The following is a 17,941-nucleotide window of genomic DNA, read 5'->3' as shown; positions in this document are numbered from 1 at the left end:
AAATTATAGTCTTTTCTCTTTATTTTTTTCTGTAAAATCAGGAAGGTCACTTTTTTCTTTGACGAGATAAAGTGGTCTTTTTTTAGTCTCTAGATAAATCTTACTGATATACTTGCCGAGAATCCCAATGGTCAAGAGTTGAATCCCACCAAGGAAGAGAATAACAGCCATCAGAGAGGTCCAACCTGATGTCGGATTGCCCAAAATGAGGGTCCGAACCACAACAAAAAAGGTCATAAGCAGAGATATAAAACAAGATAGGAGACCTGCCACAAAGGCTATAATCAAGGGAAAATCTGAAAAATTAACAATCCCTTCAATGGAGTAGAAAAAGAGTTGCCTAAAACTCCAACTGGTCTTGCCAGCCTGCCTTTCGACATTTGGATAGTCCAGATAGTGGGTTTTAAAGCCGACCCAGGCAAAGAGTCCCTTCGAAAAGCGATTGGACTCAGTCAAGCTTAAAATAGCATCGACTACAGATCTTCTCATCATGCGAAAATCACGGACACCTGAGGGCAAGGCTACTGGGCTAATTTTTTTCATGAAGCCATAAAAGAGATCAGCACAGAAACTACGAAAGAAGGGTTCTCCCTCCCGACTAGTTCTACGGGTCCCAACACAGTCTAAATCTGCATTCTTGTCTAGTAAGTTTTTCATCTCAAGCAACATACTAGGAGGATCCTGTAGGTCTGCATCCATTACCACCACCAGATCTCCTGTCGCATATTGCAAGCCTGCATATAGAGCAGCTTCTTTGCCAAAATTTCGCGAGAAAGAAATATAATGAACTGCCGAATTTTGCTCCCGATAGGTCTTTAAGAGTTCCAAAGTCCCATCACTTGATCCATCGTCGACAAAGACATACTCAATTTCTGTTTCCAAATCTGGAAGTAAAGCTTCCAAAGCCTGATAAAAAAGAGGAAGTACTTCCTCTTCGTTTAAACAGGGGACAATGATTGACATCACCATCTTAGTCTTCAAATCCATTTGGATGCTTGCTTTGCCAACGCCATGCGTCTTCACACATTTGGGTGATGCCTAATTCTGCTTCCCAGCCGAGTTCTGCTTTGGCTTTTGCAGGATCTGAATAGCAGGCTGCGATATCCCCTGGTCGGCGGTCTACGATGCGGTAAGGAATTGGACGTCCCACTGCTTTTTCCATGTTTTGGATAATTTCAAGAACTGAGTAGCCTTTACCTGTTCCAAGGTTATAAACGTTTAGGCCTGAACCTTTTTGAATTTTTTGTAGAGCTGCAACGTGACCTTTAGCCAAATCGACAACGTGGATATAATCACGAACACCAGTTCCATCTTCCGTATCGTAATCGTCTCCAAACACTTGCACTTGTTCTAATTTCCCAACTGCTACTTGAGTCACATATGGCAAGAGATTGTTTGGAATACCGTTTGGATTTTCTCCCAAATCACCACTCTCATGGGCTCCGATTGGGTTAAAGTAACGAAGTAAGACCACATTCCATTCTGAGTCTGCCTTGTAGATATCTGTCAAAATTTCCTCAAGCATAAGCTTAGTGCGGCCATATGGATTGGTCACTGAAAGTGGGAAATCTTCCAAGATGGGCACTGTATGAGGATCTCCGTAAACTGTCGCAGAAGAACTGAAAATGATATTTTTACAGTTGTTTTCTTCCATAGCTTTTAGAAGACTGACAGTTCCTGCGATATTGTTGTCATAGTAGGCAAGAGGGATACGTGTTGATTCGCCAACAGCCTTCAAGCCAGCAAAGTGAATGACCCCTGTTGGTTCTTCTTGCTTGAAAATATCTCTGAGAGTATCAGTATCACGGATATCTGCCTCATAGAAAGGCACTTCAACTCCTGTAATTCTCTCAACAACTTCTAAACTTTTTCTGTTACTATTAACAAGGTTATCCACCACAACAACCTGATGACCTGCTTGGATTAACTCAATAACTGTGTGGGTTCCGATAAAACCTGCTCCACCAGTTACCAAAATCTTTTCTTGCATCTTTTTTCCTCGATTCTCGGACTATTTTTTCTTATTTTACCATTTTTGATAGGGAATGTCATTTACCATCCTAGAGGGAAAGCTAAAATTTCAGTAAAATGCTTATTCGCTTTTTACTCGTTTGACATAGTTTTCAATTGGATAGTTTATAGGGTCCAAGGTCAACTCCTTGTCTTGGATCAGTTGAGCTAGATGGTAGCCAATGATAGGACCAGTTGTGAGGCCTGATGAACCTAGTCCACTAGCAGCATAGACACCTGCTAATTCTGGCACCTGCCCAAAGAAAGGTGAGAAATCACTAGTGTAGGCACGGATTCCCACACGCTCACCAGCTCTGTTAGCTTCTACTAAACTAGGATAGCAAGGCAGGGCTGCCTCCTCCATTTGTTGGAGTAAGGTTTCATCTACCGTCAAATCAAATCCCATATCATTTTCATGAGTAGCTCCTAGGGACAATTTCCCACCTGCAAAAGGAATCAAATCCCACTCCCCTTCTGGCATGACAACAGGGTAAGCTTCCATGTCTTGGGGAAGTTGATAATCTCGGAGTTGCCCCTTTTGGGGACGAACATCTACTTCATAACCTAAAGGCTCTAACAGGTGTCCCAACCAAGCTCCCGTCGCCAAAATAACCTGATCAAACACCTCTTCGCCAATCTGGTAACCTGATGCTAAAGGTGTCAGAGTTGCTTTTTCTTTGACCAGCTTGACCTGACTGGCTTCCAGCAAACGAGTCACTAAGAGTTGGCCATCTACTCTCGCTCCACCAGAAGCATAGAGCAGGTGGTCAAATCCCTGCAAGCCAGGGAATAATTCATTAGCTGATGCTGAATCCAGAATGGCTAATTGCCCTATCAAAGGAGATTCTTCTCTGCGCTGGTGGGCTAGTTGATAAAGTTCTTCCAACTTAGTTTCATCCTTTTTCAGGAGAAAGACTCCCGAACGCTGGTAAAAGTCGATTTCTTGTCCTGACTTCTCTAAATCAGCTAATAAATCCACATAAAAGTCAGCCCCCAAGCGCGCTATTTTGTACCAGGCCTTATTGCGGCGTTTGGAAAACCAAGGACTGATAATTCCTGCTGCGGCCTTGGTAGCCTGACCTTGTCCATGGTCAAAAACGGTTACTTCTAGGTCACTTTCTTTCGAGAGGTAGTAGGCAGCTGTTGCACCTACAATCCCTGCTCCGATAATAGCAACTTTTTTCATTGTTTTCACTTTCTAACTAGATATGGTGGAAAGGATTGGTCGATGCTTGACTAGGTACAATATCGATTGTCCAGCCCTTTTCTCCTTTCCATTGATTAAGAAGCTCTGCAATTTTTTCCACAAAAAGCACTTCGATATAGTGACCTGGGTCCAATGCCAACAAACCATCAGACAACATATCCTGGGCAGTGTGGTAGTAAATATCACCAGTGATATAGACATCCGCTCCTTTAGCCAAAGCATCCTTATAGAATGACTGCCCACTTCCACCACAGATGGCCACTCTTGAAATAGGCTTCTGCAAATCGCTCTCTTGATAATGCACCATTCGAAGACTATCTAGACCAAAGACTTGCTTGACATTCTGGGCCAATTTCCCAAATGTCTGAGGCTGAACATTCCCAATACGTCCAATTCCACGTTCAGGACCTGTCTCCTGCAGATAAGTCGTTTCCTCGATACCTAGCATCTGACAGAACCAATCATTGAGGCCATTTTCAACGATGTCAATATTGGTATGGCTGACATAAACTGCGATGTCATGCTTTATCAAATCAATGTAAATCTGATTTTGTGGACGGCTAGCTACCAAATCCTTGATGGGACGGAAAATCGGCGCATGCTTGACAATAATCAAGTCTACACCCTTTTCAATGGCTTCAACCACCGTTTCTTCACGAATATCGAGAGCCACCATGACCCTTTGGATATCCTTGTCTAAAGTACCAATTTGCAGACCACGACTGTCTCCCTCCATGGAAAATTCCTGAGGGCAAAAGGCTTCATACGCATTAATCACTTCACTTGCTAACATGGAGAACCTCCTTGATGGCTTGAATTTTATCTACTAGAACTTGACGTTCTTCCAGATTTTTTTCTGGGATTTGTCCGAGGGCAAACTCTAGCTTAACAGCTTCTTTTTGCCATTTTTGGACAAAGACTGGACTGACCTCTTTGGACAAGAAGGGACCAAAGCGAACATCACTAGCTGATAGCTTCATTTGTCCTGCTTCCACCACCAAAATCTCGTAAAACTTGCCAGCCTCTTCTAAGATACTTTCAGCTACAATCTGAAATTCGTTCTCTTGTAGCCAGATACGCAAGTCGTCTTCACGATTATTGGGTTGGAGGATTAAACGCTCTACATTAGCTAACTTGTCCAAGCCTTCTTCTAAAATCCTGGCAATCAAACGACCACCCATACCAGCAATGGTAATGACCGATACCTTATCTGCCTCTTCAAAGGCTGCCAAGCCATTTGCTAAACGGACTTGGATTTTCTCCTTTAACCCGTGACTTTCAACATTTTTAACCGCGGACTGGTAGGGACCTTCTACAACCTCACCTGCAATGGCACTTTTGATTTGTCCTCTTTCGACCAACTCGATAGGCAGATAAGCATGGTCACTCCCCACATCTAGTAAAATGGCTCCCTGTGGCACAAAGGAAGCCACTAATTCTAATCTCTTTGAAATCATCTTCTCTCACTTTCCAAACTCTATTACCTCTTATTATACCACATTTCAGCTGGCAATCTTGTACCTAAAAAGACCGCAATCCACAGATTGCAGTCTTTCTTTATTTTCTAGCTTGGTAGCGACTGGTCAAAATGAAAATCACGGTAAAGACCAACATCATGACACCATAAACAGGTAATGTTTGTCCTGTTAAGGTTGAAATTTCAAGTAGTTTTTGAATTCTTGGGAAGAGAGCTGTAGCTAGGAAGCCTCCTACTGACCAAACAATCAAGAGGACACGCCATAGGGTAAATGGCATGCAGGCTCTAAATACAGATAAGAAACCAATTGACCCCAAGAGATAATAGAGTAGAGTTGAAATTTCTAACTCAGACCAACCTTGGCTACTTCCAAATATTTTCACAAAAAGAACGCTGAACACAACCATGAGAGCACTTGGTAGAGCACGAAGCATGGATCTTCTGAGGAAGTTTGGCTCAACAGGTTTGATATTTCGCTCAAAAGTCAGAACGAATGGTGGGAACCCTTCCACGAACTGGTCAATCATGGTAATCTGGATCGGAATGAAGGGGAAAATCAAAATCCACTCAGACCGACCTAGTAAAGCACTGGCAATACAGATAACTGCGAGCAAGAAAGAATAGATGGTCTTTATCAAGAAAATCGGTGCAATGTGGGCAATGTTATTCACCACACGACGACCTTCAAAGAGAATCTCAGGAACATCATTAAAGTCAGAGTTCAAGAGAACCAGATTGGCAATCTGACGAGTCGCAGGATCTCCCTCCGCCATTACGATGGAACAATCCGCCTCACGAAGGGCCAGAATATCATTAACCCCGTCCCCTGTCATAGCCGTTGTATGACCCGCTTTTTTCAGCGTTTGGATGATGAGTTTCTTTTGATGAGGGGAAACACGTCCGAAAATAGCTGTCTCCTCCGCCATAGCAACCAATTCCTCATCCGTGATTTTTGAACAATCGACATAGCTGTTATAGTCCGCAAAACCAGCCTTCTGGGCAATGCTGGATACCGTAACTGGATTGTCCCCAGAGATAATCTTGAGGCCCACTTCCTGAGAACGGAGATAGTCCAGCGTCTCTTCTGCTCCCTCTCGAATGGGATCCAATATTTCCAGCAAGGCTAGAGCCTGAATATCAGATGGTTTCTGTGGTTTGTGATGGTCTAATTTCTCCTGACTGAGGGCTAAGACCAAGACACGTGAACCTCTCTCCAAGGCCTCTCTGGCTTCTGGGACTTCGTTTTCCAGCAACATCTCAGGCGCACCTAGGAAAACTGTCCCCAGACCTTCCAATTCCATAGCACCCCACTTGCGGTCGCTTGAGAAAGGCAGATTAGAGATCATAGGATAGACTACCTGACCTTGGAAACGCTGGCGAATGGCTTGAGCTGTTGGATTTTTATCCTCACTATGAGCCATATAGCTGGCCAAGATGCTAGCAAGCGCTGACTCTCCATACTCTTCGGTCAAAGGAAGAACAGCCTCCACCTGCATCTTTCCTTGGGTGATGGTGCCCGTCTTGTCCAAACAGAGCATATCCACGCGTGCCAAGGTCTCAACAGAGTACATCTCCTGCACCAAGACCTTTTTCAAGCCCAGCTTAATAACCGCAGTCAAAAGCGAAGTGATGGTCAAAAGGGCGATTCCCTTGGGCAACATCCCCAAAAGGGCTGTCGACGAATTTACAACAGATGACTTAAGAGGCAGGCCTTTTAAAAGCAAGGCTTCTAGCAAGAGAGCTAGACCAAAAGGAATGATAATCTTCCCAGTAAAACCAGCTAACCTGTCCAGCGATTTCATGATACGTGAGTTGATCGGTTTAACGGTCTTGGCTTCCAGCATGAGTTTAGCAGCATAGTTGTCTGCCCCGACATGGTGGACTTGAGCCAAAACTGACCCACTGGCTAGGAAACTTCCAGACAAAAGCAAGGCGTCAACTTCCTTTTGCACCAAATCACTCTCACCGGTCAACATGGCTTCATTGACTTCCGCAAAACCTTCTAGAACCAAGGCATCACTAGGAATCTGCTCCCCAGCAGACAAACGAATGACGTCTCCTAAAACCAATTCTTCAGGATTCAGAGCTACTTCCTGGCCATCACGAATGGTTTTAACCTTTTCCTTAGTCATGAGATTGAGCTTGTCCACCATGTGTTTGGCCCGCAGCTCAGTCACAATCCCAGAAAAAGCGTTAAAGCAGATAACGGCAAAGAAGACCAGATTGCTCCAAGCCTGCACAAAGGCTAGTGCCAAAGCAATGGCAAAGTTCAAAGCATTAAAAAGGGTAAAGACATTTCGTTTAACGATTTGCCAAGTGCTTGTACTAGCCGATGCGGTAAAATCATTGACCAAGCCCTTAGCCTGTCTTTCCTCGACTTCTCTTTGGGTTAATCCCATAATCTTATTTTTATCCATGAATTCTATCATATCATTTTTTCTAAAAGAATTCTAATCTCATCCCAAATACGAACCTAGTCAAGGGAAAAGTTTGCCAGCCCTCCTTTGATAAGGTATAATAATAACAAGAAAATAATCGAAGGAGATCGCATGTTTTATACTTATTTACGTGGATTGGTTGTATTGCTCCTATGGTCCATCAATGGCAATGCCCATTATCATAATACTGATAAAATTCCTAATCAAGATGAAAATTATATTTTGGTTGCACCTCACCGCACCTGGTGGGATCCAGTTTATATGGCCTTTGCGACCAAACCAAAACAATTTATCTTTATGGCCAAAAAAGAGCTCTTTACCAACCGTATCTTTGGCTGGTGGATTCGTATGTGTGGTGCCTTTCCTATCGACCGTGAAAATCCTAGCGCCTCAGCCATCAAATATCCTATCAATGTTCTCAAAAAAAGTGACCGCTCTCTCATCATGTTTCCAAGTGGAAGCCGACACTCAAACGATGTCAAGGGTGGCGTAGCTCTGATTGCCAAAATGGCCAAGGTCCGTATCATGCCGGTTACCTACACAGGTCCTATGACTTTGAAGGGCTTGGTTAGCCGTGAACGTGTCGATATGAACTTTGGAAATCCAATTGATATCTCAGATATCAAGAAAATGAATGATGAAGGCATTGAAACAGTCGCCAATCGAATCCAAGCAGAATTCCAACGTTTGGACGAAGAAACCAAACAATGGCACAATAATAAAAAACCGAACCCACTCTGGTGGTTTATCCGCATCCCTGCCCTCATCCTTGCCATTATCCTCGCTATCCTAACCATCATCTTTAGCTTTATCGCAAGCTTCGTATGGAATCCAGATAAGAAAAGAGAGGCTCTTGGTTAAAAAATACAACAATCCCTTGGCAAAAGCCAAGGGATAATTCTTTTATTTGATTTTCCATTTTTGGGCCAACCAGCTAGAAAAGGCTAAAAATCGCTCAGCCACTTGCTCATGATGCCCATAGAGGTCAAAGACAAACTGGCCATTCGGATAGCATTTCTGAAGACTGGTATGGATCTGTTCAGCATATACCGGTGCTTGAACCAAACGATTGCTATGATTGACTCCTTCTGTTTGCCCATTCTGTAAATACAGCAAACAGTCCAAATTTTTCACCTTTTCTTCCCTACAGTAAGTCACAAAATCAGGATACCAAAAGGAACCACAGATGGAGAAGACACAGGAAACCTTGTCAAAGCCGAAAAGACTGTAGACTGCCGCTAAACCACCTAGTGAGTAGCCTCCATAAGCAAGGCAAGTTTCGTCCAGGCGATAAAGCGACTGTAACTTGTCTAAAAGACCTCCAAATAAATGATCATGATAAACGTTGGCCTGACCGCCAAAATCTGGAGCTCCATCTCTCAGAGCAGCTACCTTCCAAGGAGTGTAGTCATCTAGGCGATTTTTAGAGGTCAAGCCCACTAAAATCACAGATTCGGAAAAGGACGATAGGAAATCCAAGTTTCCATCATTCAATAAAATAACCGGATAGGTTCGATTGGGGTCGTAGTTAGAAGGAAGGCTGATTTTGACTTGAATTCCTTCCCAATCAAACTCATTATTTATTGATAAAGTCATTGATTTTCTCAAGGGAATCAATCACTGCTGGACCATAATCCATCAACTCATCGTAAGAGATAGTCATGATTTTTTGATTCTTAATAGCAGGAACGCTTTCCAAAACAGCATTTGCCTTCATCAACTCTACTGCTTTTTCATCCAATTTTTTATTGCGATCGCTGGTTACATAGATAATCAATTCAGGATCCATTGACACGAGATTTTCCAAGGTCAAGCCTGATGTCCCCGTAGCAACGTTTGTATAACCAAGTTGGTTCAGCAAACTTTCTTGCAAAGCAGACTTGTAGGCACCGAAGGTTTCATCATTATAAGCAACCATAATCAAAGCCTTTTTCTTTTCACCTTGACTTGCTGGATTTGCTTTCTTAACAGCGTCAATTTTAGTTTGTAATTGGGTTGCGTATTCATTAGCCTTGTACTGCACATTAAAAATCATTCCAAGATTTTTGACATCTTCTACGATATTCCCCAAATCTTGCTGAATCGTTGAGAGAGAAGCTTTTTGCGTATAGACTGGGATTTTGTTTTCATTCCAAGTGCTAACTGTCCCCAAGGATTTTTCAGAAAACATCATGTTTCGACCCATCACAGCGTCTGGCTCATAAGAAAGGACTGTCTCTTGTGACACTGTTTTTTTATCCCCAATTTGAGGAATAGATGCAATCGCGTCCTTGTATTTGTCCGTCACAGCATTGTCTGGATTGAGCATACCAACAATTTTATCCTTCAACCCCAACTCCAATAAGATTTCAGTGGTTGAAAGATTGTTTGTGATAACTTTTTCAGGTGCCTTGTCAAAGACTTGTTCGACTTCATTTCCTTTAGCATCATAAGTTTTGACCGTTAGCGGATAAGTCGTCTCTGTGCTCGCCTTTTGACTTGTTTCTGTGCTAGATTGTGTGGTAGCTTTTTCTGTAGTAGTATTGCCACAAGCTGCCATGGTTAGAGTAGCTACTGTTACCAGTAAAATGCTTAGTGTTTTTTTCATCTTGTTTTCCTTTTCATTCTTATAAATAGTGAATCATGGCTTGCTGATCCTCGGTCCAAGTCACCTGACTTTGAACTCCATATACAGTTTGCAATGACTCAGGGGTGATGGTCTCCTTTGGAGTCCCTTGGTAAAGGATTTCTCCCTCTTTCATCAGATAGAGATAATCCGAATAGCGACAAGCAAGTTGAATATCATGCAGGACAGCTAGAACATTGACCTTGAGCTCCTTCACAATGGCCAACAAGTCTAGCTGATACTTAATATCCAGGTGATTGGTTGGTTCGTCCAGGAGCAAGAGAGTCGGTTCTTGCACCAAGGCGCGGGCTAGTAATACTCGCTGTTTCTCTCCCCCTGACAGAGACGAATAGAGACGAGTTTTCTTCTCAAGCATATCCACCTTAACGAGGGCATCTTGAACGAGTGTAAAATCCCTTTCCTTTTCCTTCTGTAAAAAAGAGAGGTGGGGAGTTCTTCCCAGCAAGACGATTTCTTCAACTGTACAATCAAACTGCAGTTGGTTAAACTGGGTCACAACTGCCATTTGCTTGGCTGTTTCTTTGAGCGTCCATTGTTCCAGAGGTTTTCCATCTAGGCTTATCAATCCTTTGTCCGCCTTTTCCTGACGATAGAGGAGTTTAAGTAGACTGGTTTTCCCGCTTCCATTTGGTCCTAATATCGTGTGAAATTGATTCCCTTCAACCTTAAGAGAAACTCCCTTGAGGATTTTTTTCTCTCCCAGTCCAAAGTGGACATCCTGACAAATCAAGTCCATATCAGACCCTCACCTCCCTTCGCCTACCTCCAACAATGTAGATAAAGAAGGGAGCACCTACTAAGGCTGTGAAAATACCAATAGGAAGCTCTGCGTTTGGAATGATGATACGAGAGAGTACGTCTGCCCAGATGACAAAGAGGGAACCCATCAAGGTTGCAACAGGAAAAAGCCTCTTGTAATTCGTTCCTACTAACCCTCGAGCTAAATGTGGAGTAATCAGACCGACAAATCCAATAATCCCACAGGTTGCCACTAAGACTGCTGTTAGCACAGCCACCATGGTCACATAAAGATACCAATAAAATCGTAAGGGAATCCCCAAAGTTAAAGCAGCCTCATCTCCCATCATCATCGCATTGAAAACACGATACTGAGTAGAGAAAAATAGAAAGGCTATTCCTACTACTATAGTTGGCAGGACCAAGTCTGCCCAAGAAGTCCCAGCGAGCGAGCCCATGGTCCAAAACTTAATGGTCATCACACTATCCGCATTAGCTCCAACTGAGATAATAAAGTTTGAAAAAGCCAGAAAGAGAGCATTGACCACGGTTCCTGATAAAATCAGACTAGAAGTCGTCATCCTTCCCTGCATAGAGGCAATGATGAGGACAGCAATTGTTGCCAAAATAGCTCCAAGAAAAGCTCCAAGGCTAATCATCACTTTTAAACCAAGAATGATGCTCAAGGTTGCACCTAGAGTTGCACCCGCAGATATTCCTAAGACATAAGGCTCTGCTATGGGATTGTTCACTGTAGACTGCATCACACTACCACACATAGAAAGGCCTGCTCCTACTATCAGACCTAACAATACTCGGGGGAATCTCATGTTCCATACAATGGCAAGAGTAGACTTGGAAACCTCTCCTATCTCAAGAGGAAATCCCAACCTACTCAAAATAATCCGATAGGTATCTCCTAGATCAATCGCAACAGATCCCATTGAAACTGCTAGAAAGAGAGAAATCCCTAAAATACCTAGCAAAATAACTAAAAGTAACAGAAATTGCTGGTCTTGTCGGCTTCCAGAAAATTTGGAAAGCATGCAAACCTCCTTTGATAGAATATTAAAAATTTAGAAAATTCTCATGAAAAAGTATACCATATTTTCAACTGCGTAACAAGATGAGAACAAATGAATATAGTTGGTTTTATTGTGCTAGGAACCGTAACCGAAGATTAAACTTGAGTATGTCGAGGTAAGGTGACAACATAAAAAGCCCTCTGAAAATCAGAGAGCCAATTTGAGCTCGGGATAAAATCCTAGTGAAACAAAAAAATCTACACGGTCAGAAAAGTCTCTATCGTGCCATTTTCATACATGATGTATAGTCCAAGTAGAATGAATACTAAGGGCACAATGATTCGCTCGTATTTTTCAATTGTCTCGAATATTAACGGAATAGAGGATAACACCCGACTAATCTCGCATAAGATAATTATGCCGATTACAAACACAAGCAACGCCACGAGGGTCTGTGACCAATCTAACGAAGCAAAATAAGGTATATAGATACCTAAATTATCTCCGCCAGACGCAATTGTCAGCAATGTAACTGTCCAAAACAGTTGATTTGCCTTGCTTTGTTCTAATCTTTCAATAATTTCTTCCTCTTCTTCCTCTTCTTCCTCACCTTCTCCAACAATTGCAAAGCGAATCCCTAAATAGATAGGGATTAAACCAAGCAATCCAACCATCCATTCTTCAGGCACGAAATTAACGACATAAGCAGCAACTAAACTCGCCCCTACAAGTAAGCCTGTGCCTAGATATTGCCCCGCATAAATATGCCATTTTTGTTTATTCTGTGATAGCTGTGCAAATAAAATAAATAAAATAATTAAATAATCGATACTGGTGGAAATATAAACACCAATAGCAGATATGATTGTCTGTCCCATAAAAACCTCCTGTATTAGTCAGTAATAAATCAGCAGATTTTAGGAGAGCACAGACACATTAATTTAGCTATCGCTAGTGGGTAATGTCGAACATAGGAAAGCATTTTACTCCTCCTCAAAACGTAGTTACAAAGTAATTTCTAACTGGAATTCGGTGACTACTTCCATGTAAAGTATAACATACTATACTTTACTTCGTAAAGTGTGGGCTCTCCGAAGGGGCTTGCAGACAGCTACTAGGCTTTTCAAGCCGAGTAGCTGCGCACCCTTATGGTGTAATTAGCTGATACCATTTGAGGTTTTTGTAGTCTCCAAAATTGTGACCGATAAAACCTCAATAAAAAAGCCCTCTGAAGTCAGAGAGCTGATTTGAGTTCAGGCTAAAATCCTAGTGAAAAAGATGGTACTCCTTGTGTTCATCGAACACGGTGTCGTTTCCCTATTTTCATACGGATTTCTTACACCCTTAGCATCATGATTCTTGCTGGATAAAACGTTTATAGACTAGACGGCGAGGAGAAGAATGTACGAAACTTTCAGTGAAACAAAAAAATCTCCCCGAAGGGAGATCATTCTGGTTTATTTTACCTTACAGTGCTAGGAACCGTAACCAAAGATTATACTTGAGCATATCAAGGTAAGGTGACAAAAGTAAAAAAGCTACCCAATTTAGAGTAGCTTCATTATCAAGATATGCTCAATTGAACACGGCCTAAGCACTTGGCAAAAAAGATAAAATTTCCTAGAAACTGAAGTTTCTTCGTCAATTTTCCTATTTTTGCTTTGTGCTTTTGACGGCCTTTGTATCTTGAATTAGCGACGAAGTCCTAGAGAGTTGATCAACTCACGGTAACGGTTAACGTCGTTTTTACGCAAGTATGCAAGCAAGTTACGACGGCGACCGATTTTTTTCATCAATCCACGGTAAGTAGCGTGGTCTTTTTTGTGTTGTTTGATGTGTTCGTTAAGGTGGTTGATTTCCCAAGTAAGGACAGCAACTTGAACCTCTACTGAACCTGTATCACCTTCGTGACGTGCATATTGTGCGATGATTTCATTTTTTTTCTCTTTTGAGATTGCCATGATGTTTCTCCTTTTTATTTGGCTTCATCCGAGTGACAGGTTGGCATGCCTGTAACCAAGAAGAAGTTATTTGTCTTTACGACAATCCCTATTCTACCAATAACTAACTTCTTTGTCAACAGATTTACTTTCTTGTTTTAAACATGCTATAACAATCATAGCAAGAAATCCAAGTTGTCTGTTTTTTAAAACGAGGTGATTATCATGCGTAGATTCTATTCCCATCTCCCCTACTATCTGGTCATATTTTTCTTTTATTGGCCACTTTATGAGTTGGTCTTGCTAGTTGTTTCTGACCCCCTTACACTCAAGGGACTCTGTATAAACAATCTTCTCTTCTTTACACCTCTGGTAATCTTGATTATATCGCTACTCTATAGCTACCGTTTCCGTTTCTCACTTTGGTGGTTAATTGGTAACGGACTGCTCTTTTGCTTTACTATCATAACCTTCGGTGAATTTATCTGGTTTTACTTTTTAGCCTATGAAATCTTTGCTCTGGTGGGCATGGCTTCCGGTATTGGCATCAAGCATATTCTACAAAAAATGAAAAACAAAAAACTTTCACAAAATCCTTGAAAAATCTCACAATCATGCTATAATAATCCATAGAGACAAGTCACTTAGTCCCTTTCTACTAGAGAGTGCGTGGTTGCTGGAAACGCATAGAGAGCCTAAACTGATACTACTCTTGAGTTTTTTATGAAAACATAAAACGGCGGCCACGTTAGAGCCAATCAGAGGTGTCCCTCTTTTTTGAGGAACATAAATGAAGGTGGAACCACGTTGCGACGTCCTTTTGAGGATGTCGCTTTTTGTTTTTCTAGCTTTCAAAATCCTCTGTCCCTGTTTTCAGAATAGGGTTAACACATTCGTCAATAATATAAGTAAGGAGAACATCATGATTAACATTACTTTTCCAGATGGCGCTGTTCGTGAATTCGAATCTGGCGTAACAACTTTTGAAATTGCCCAATCTATCAGCAATTCCCTAGCTAAAAAAGCCTTGGCTGGTAAATTCAACGGCAAACTCATCGACACTACTCGTGCTATCACTGAAGATGGAAGCATCGAAATCGTGACACCTGATCACGAAGATGCCCTTCCAATCTTGCGTCACTCTGCTGCTCACTTGTTCGCCCAAGCAGCTCGTCGTCTGTTCCCAGACATTCACTTGGGAGTTGGTCCAGCCATCGAAGACGGTTTCTACTACGATACTGACAATACTGCTGGTCAAATCTCTAACGAAGACCTTCCTCGTATCGAAGAAGAAATGAAAAAAATCGTCAAAGAAAACTTCCCATCTATTCGCGAAGAGGTGACTAAAGACGAGGCGCGTGAAATCTTCAAGAACGACCCTTACAAGTTGGAATTGATTGAAGAACACTCTGAAGACGAAGGTGGTTTGACCATCTACCGTCAGGGTGAATATGTAGACCTTTGCCGTGGCCCTCACGTCCCATCAACAGGCCGCATCCAAATCTTCCACCTTCTCCATGTAGCAGGTGCTTACTGGCGTGGAAATAGCGACAACGCTATGATGCAACGTATCTATGGTACAGCTTGGTTTGACAAGAAAGACTTGAAAAACTACCTCCAAATGCGTGAAGAAGCTAAGGAACGTGACCACCGTAAACTTGGTAAAGAGCTTGACCTCTTCATGATTTCTCAAGAGGTTGGACAAGGTTTGCCATTCTGGTTGCCAAATGGTGCGACTATCCGTCGTGAATTAGAACGCTACATCGTAGACAAAGAGTTGGCTTCTGGCTACCAACACGTATACACTCCACCACTTGCTTCTGTTGAGCTTTACAAGACTTCCGGTCACTGGGATCATTACCAAGAAGACATGTTCCCAACTATGGACATGGGTGACGGGGAAGAATTCGTCCTTCGTCCAATGAACTGCCCACACCACATTCAAGTCTTTAAACACCATGTTCACTCTTACCGTGAATTGCCAATCCGTATCGCTGAAATCGGTATGATGCACCGTTATGAAAAATCTGGTGCCCTTACTGGTCTTCAACGTGTACGTGAAATGTCACTCAACGACGGTCACCTCTTCGTTACTCCAGAGCAAATCCAAGAAGAATTCCAACGTGCCCTTCAGTTGATTATCGATGTTTATGAAGATTTCAACTTGACTGAATACCGCTTCCGTCTCTCTCTTCGCGACCCTCAAGATACTCATAAGTACTTTGATAACGATGAGATGTGGGAAAATGCCCAAACCATGCTTCGTGCAGCTCTTGATGAAATGGGCGTTGACTACTTTGAAGCCGAAGGTGAAGCAGCCTTCTACGGACCAAAATTGGATATCCAGGTTAAGACTGCCCTTGGTAAAGAAGAGACCCTTTCAACTATCCAACTTGACTTCTTGCTTCCAGAACGCTTCGACCTCAAATATATCGGAGCTGATGGTGAAGAGCACCGTCCAGTTATGATTCACCGCGGGGTTATCTCAACTATGGAACGCTTCACAGCGATCTTGATTGAGAACTACAAGGGTGCCTTCCCAACATGGCTTGCACCACACCAAGTAACCCTCATCCCAGTATCTAACGAAAAACACGTGGACTATGCTTGGGAAGTAGCTAAGAAACTCCGTGACCGTGGGGTTCGTGCTGACGTGGATGAACGCAATGAGAAAATGCAGTTCAAGATTCGTGCTTCACAAACAAGCAAGATTCCTTACCAGTTGATTGTTGGAGACAAGGAAATGGAAGACGGAACTGTTAACGTTCGCCGCTATGGCCAAAAAGAAACACAAACTGTCTCAGTTGATGACTTTGTTCAAGCTATCCTAGCTGATATCGCCAACAAATCACGAGTTGAGAAATAAGAGATAAAATCCTAGCTAGCTAAAAAGCAACAACTGAAACAGCTGTTGCTTTTTATATTTTATACTCAATGAAAATCAAAAAGCAAACTAGGAAGCTAGCCGCAAGCTGTACTTGAGTACGGTAAGGCGACGCTGACGTGGTTTGAATTTGATTTTCGAAGAGTATTATTTAAGCCGAGCTAGTAGTGATTGACCAAACCACCACACAAAATTTTCTTTCATGAGTTAGATAAGGTCAATATCCTCAATCCTTGTCTGCTTCATTTTCTTTTACGAGATCTTTTTGTGAATCCTTTTCAGAGAGTTTTTGATCGATATACTTGTTAATGGTTTCATAAAATTCCTTGGTCGTATCACTGTCTAATTTTGTCGAATTATGAACTTGATTGACTTTCAATTGAACAGATTGAATACCGTAAGAGGCTTGTTTTTGGTGGAGCGTTTCTAATTCGTCTTCTGAAATCGGATCTCCAACAACCGTCAAGACCAATTCATTGTTACTTGACTTGTAGACTTGATTAATAACCGTATAATTGGCGAACTCTTTTCCTACAAACTGTTTGATCCCTTCTTTGCGCGCTTGTTCTATTGTCAGAGTAACTGCCGAATAGCTAGCTGGAAGAATCAACAATACAATCAAAGAAATCAAGCCAATTCTCATTTTAATGCTCAGCTCTTTAAATGAAGTTAAAGGAGATTTTCTCATCAAAATTCTTGTTCCAACAATGTTGGCTAGCATGATAAAGACACAGTTGATCAAGAAAAGATAGAGAGCCCCCAATAAAAATCGTACATTCCCATTAGCTAAACCGTAACCTGCAGTACAGATAGGTGGCATCAGAGCTGTTGCAATGGCTACTCCTGGCACGATATTGTTTGCTTCTTTTTTCCTTGAACCGATCACACCAGCAATCCCACCAGCAATAGCAATGAGAACATCCCAAATGGTTGGAGAGGTTCGTGCGATCAACTCGCTACTTGCATAAGACAAGGGAGAAATCCAGAAATACAGAGTCGAGACAAGCAAACTGACCAACACTTGAGTCAATAAAACCTCTAGAGATTGCTTGATTAAACGCGTATCAAAAATAGCTAAACCGAATCCCAGTCCAACAATCGGTGTCATGAGAGGTGAAATTAACATGGCTCCAATAATAACAGCTGTTGAATTCATATTTAGACCGATAGAGGCAATAAAAATTGCACACATCAAAATCGCTGTATCTCTCAATCGAACATGAAGGTCATCGTATAATTTCTCACGGTATTCCCGTGTTGAATAATTGGCAGTCATTTGTCCTCTCCTCTTTCCTTATTTAAATCGGTATAATAATTAATAATAACAGCTGATAAACAGCCAAAAAATATGAGCCCATAAATCGTCAAGAAGACACTGGTAATCCTTCCAATCAAGGTCACAGCTAGGAGATCCCCGTAGCCGACAGTCGTCGAAGTCACAAAAGCATACCAAAGACCGTCTCCGTAATTTGTGATAGCAGGTTCAACTAGGAAAAGCACGCCTCCTGACCCAAAAACAAAGGTCACAAAACTCAGAGCAAACCGAGTAAAACCCGTAACCTGTATAATATGCCATAACATTTTTAAACGTCTCAT

At 42.1% G+C, this 17,941-nt stretch carries 17 protein-coding genes; 3 read left to right on the top strand and 14 right to left on the bottom strand.

Annotated features, from left to right (window positions below; translation table 11 throughout):
* Nucleotides 1-3 precede the first annotated feature (3 nt).
* The 6 genes from M1G05_RS00915 to M1G05_RS00890 form a co-directional block, all read right to left on the bottom strand.
* On the bottom strand, nt 4-987 hold the full coding sequence (locus M1G05_RS00915) for a glycosyltransferase family 2 protein (protein ID WP_247952745.1): 984 nt from the start codon (nt 985-987) through the stop codon (nt 4-6).
* Nucleotides 971-1,990, bottom strand: coding sequence for a UDP-glucose 4-epimerase GalE (galE, locus tag M1G05_RS00910; RefSeq protein ID WP_045611214.1), 1,020 nt, complete (start codon nt 1,988-1,990; stop codon nt 971-973). Before galE ends, M1G05_RS00915 begins: the two co-directional genes overlap by 17 nt.
* Before the next feature lie 102 nt (nt 1,991-2,092).
* On the bottom strand, nt 2,093-3,196 hold the full coding sequence (locus tag M1G05_RS00905) for an NAD(P)/FAD-dependent oxidoreductase (protein WP_247952743.1): 1,104 nt from the start codon (nt 3,194-3,196) through the stop codon (nt 2,093-2,095).
* A 16-nt stretch (nt 3,197-3,212) separates the two neighbouring features.
* Nucleotides 3,213-4,010 carry a Nif3-like dinuclear metal center hexameric protein gene (locus M1G05_RS00900; protein WP_247952737.1) on the bottom strand — a complete coding sequence of 266 codons (798 nt, stop codon included), beginning with the start codon at nt 4,008-4,010 and terminating at the stop codon, nt 3,213-3,215.
* A complete protein-coding gene (locus tag M1G05_RS00895; protein WP_064275968.1) occupies nt 3,997-4,674 on the bottom strand; it encodes a tRNA (adenine(22)-N(1))-methyltransferase in 678 nt (225 codons plus the stop codon). The genes M1G05_RS00900 and M1G05_RS00895 overlap by 14 nt, the downstream gene beginning before the upstream one ends.
* Nucleotides 4,675-4,774: 100 nt before the next feature.
* Nucleotides 4,775-7,111: a cation-translocating P-type ATPase gene (locus M1G05_RS00890; RefSeq protein ID WP_247952731.1), complete on the bottom strand. Its 2,337-nt coding sequence runs from the start codon at nt 7,109-7,111 to the stop codon at nt 4,775-4,777.
* A 132-nt stretch (nt 7,112-7,243) separates the two neighbouring features.
* On the opposite strand from M1G05_RS00890, the gene M1G05_RS00885 reads away from it, so the two are divergent.
* Nucleotides 7,244-7,993, top strand: a complete 750-nt coding sequence (locus M1G05_RS00885; RefSeq protein ID WP_247939541.1) for a lysophospholipid acyltransferase family protein — start codon at nt 7,244-7,246, stop codon at nt 7,991-7,993.
* 42 nt (nt 7,994-8,035) lie between these two features.
* Here M1G05_RS00885 and M1G05_RS00880 read toward each other — a convergent pair whose 3' ends face one another.
* The 6 genes from M1G05_RS00880 to rpsO all read right to left on the bottom strand — a co-directional run bounded on the left by M1G05_RS00880 (nt 8,036) and on the right by rpsO (nt 13,482).
* Complete coding sequence (locus M1G05_RS00880; RefSeq protein WP_247952730.1) at nt 8,036-8,728, bottom strand: alpha/beta hydrolase-fold protein; 693 nt, start codon at nt 8,726-8,728, stop codon at nt 8,036-8,038.
* Nucleotides 8,709-9,719: an ABC transporter substrate-binding protein gene (locus M1G05_RS00875; protein WP_247952724.1), complete on the bottom strand. Its 1,011-nt coding sequence runs from the start codon at nt 9,717-9,719 to the stop codon at nt 8,709-8,711. Before M1G05_RS00875 ends, M1G05_RS00880 begins: the two co-directional genes overlap by 20 nt.
* Before the next feature lie 19 nt (nt 9,720-9,738).
* Nucleotides 9,739-10,494: an ABC transporter ATP-binding protein gene (locus M1G05_RS00870; RefSeq protein WP_247952723.1), complete on the bottom strand. Its 756-nt coding sequence runs from the start codon at nt 10,492-10,494 to the stop codon at nt 9,739-9,741.
* A gap of 1 nt (nt 10,495) precedes the next feature.
* Nucleotides 10,496-11,542, bottom strand: coding sequence for a FecCD family ABC transporter permease (locus M1G05_RS00865; protein WP_247952722.1), 1,047 nt, complete (start codon nt 11,540-11,542; stop codon nt 10,496-10,498).
* A gap of 236 nt (nt 11,543-11,778) precedes the next feature.
* Entirely contained in the window at nt 11,779-12,399 is a 621-nt protein-coding gene (locus tag M1G05_RS00860; RefSeq protein ID WP_000531713.1) for a CadD family cadmium resistance transporter, read from the bottom strand.
* 813 nt (nt 12,400-13,212) lie between these two features.
* Entirely contained in the window at nt 13,213-13,482 is a 270-nt protein-coding gene (gene rpsO, locus M1G05_RS00855; RefSeq protein WP_001018251.1) for a 30S ribosomal protein S15, read from the bottom strand.
* Between the two features lie 204 nt (nt 13,483-13,686).
* On the opposite strand from rpsO, the gene M1G05_RS00850 reads away from it, so the two are divergent.
* Entirely contained in the window at nt 13,687-14,061 is a 375-nt protein-coding gene (locus tag M1G05_RS00850; RefSeq protein ID WP_020903629.1) for a hypothetical protein, read from the top strand.
* A 322-nt stretch (nt 14,062-14,383) separates the two neighbouring features.
* Complete coding sequence (gene thrS, locus M1G05_RS00845; RefSeq protein WP_125454734.1) at nt 14,384-16,327, top strand: threonine--tRNA ligase; 1,944 nt, start codon at nt 14,384-14,386, stop codon at nt 16,325-16,327.
* Nucleotides 16,328-16,571: 244 nt separating this feature from the next.
* Here the strand turns inward: thrS and M1G05_RS00840 are convergent, their stop codons facing one another.
* Both M1G05_RS00840 and M1G05_RS00835 read right to left on the bottom strand, forming a co-directional pair.
* The gene (locus M1G05_RS00840; protein WP_247952721.1) at nt 16,572-17,621 is read right to left on the bottom strand and encodes a DUF389 domain-containing protein; all 1,050 of its coding nucleotides are present in this window, start codon (nt 17,619-17,621) and stop codon (nt 16,572-16,574) included.
* A complete protein-coding gene (locus tag M1G05_RS00835) occupies nt 17,618-17,941 on the bottom strand; it encodes a potassium channel family protein (protein WP_001253404.1) in 324 nt (107 codons plus the stop codon). The genes M1G05_RS00840 and M1G05_RS00835 overlap by 4 nt, the downstream gene beginning before the upstream one ends.

It is taken from the genome of Streptococcus mitis (genome assembly GCF_023109515.1).
Classification (GTDB): domain Bacteria; phylum Bacillota; class Bacilli; order Lactobacillales; family Streptococcaceae; genus Streptococcus; species Streptococcus mitis_CS.
The sequence above is the reverse complement of the archived record's forward strand: the minus strand, read 5'-3'. Positions and strand labels throughout refer to the sequence as shown.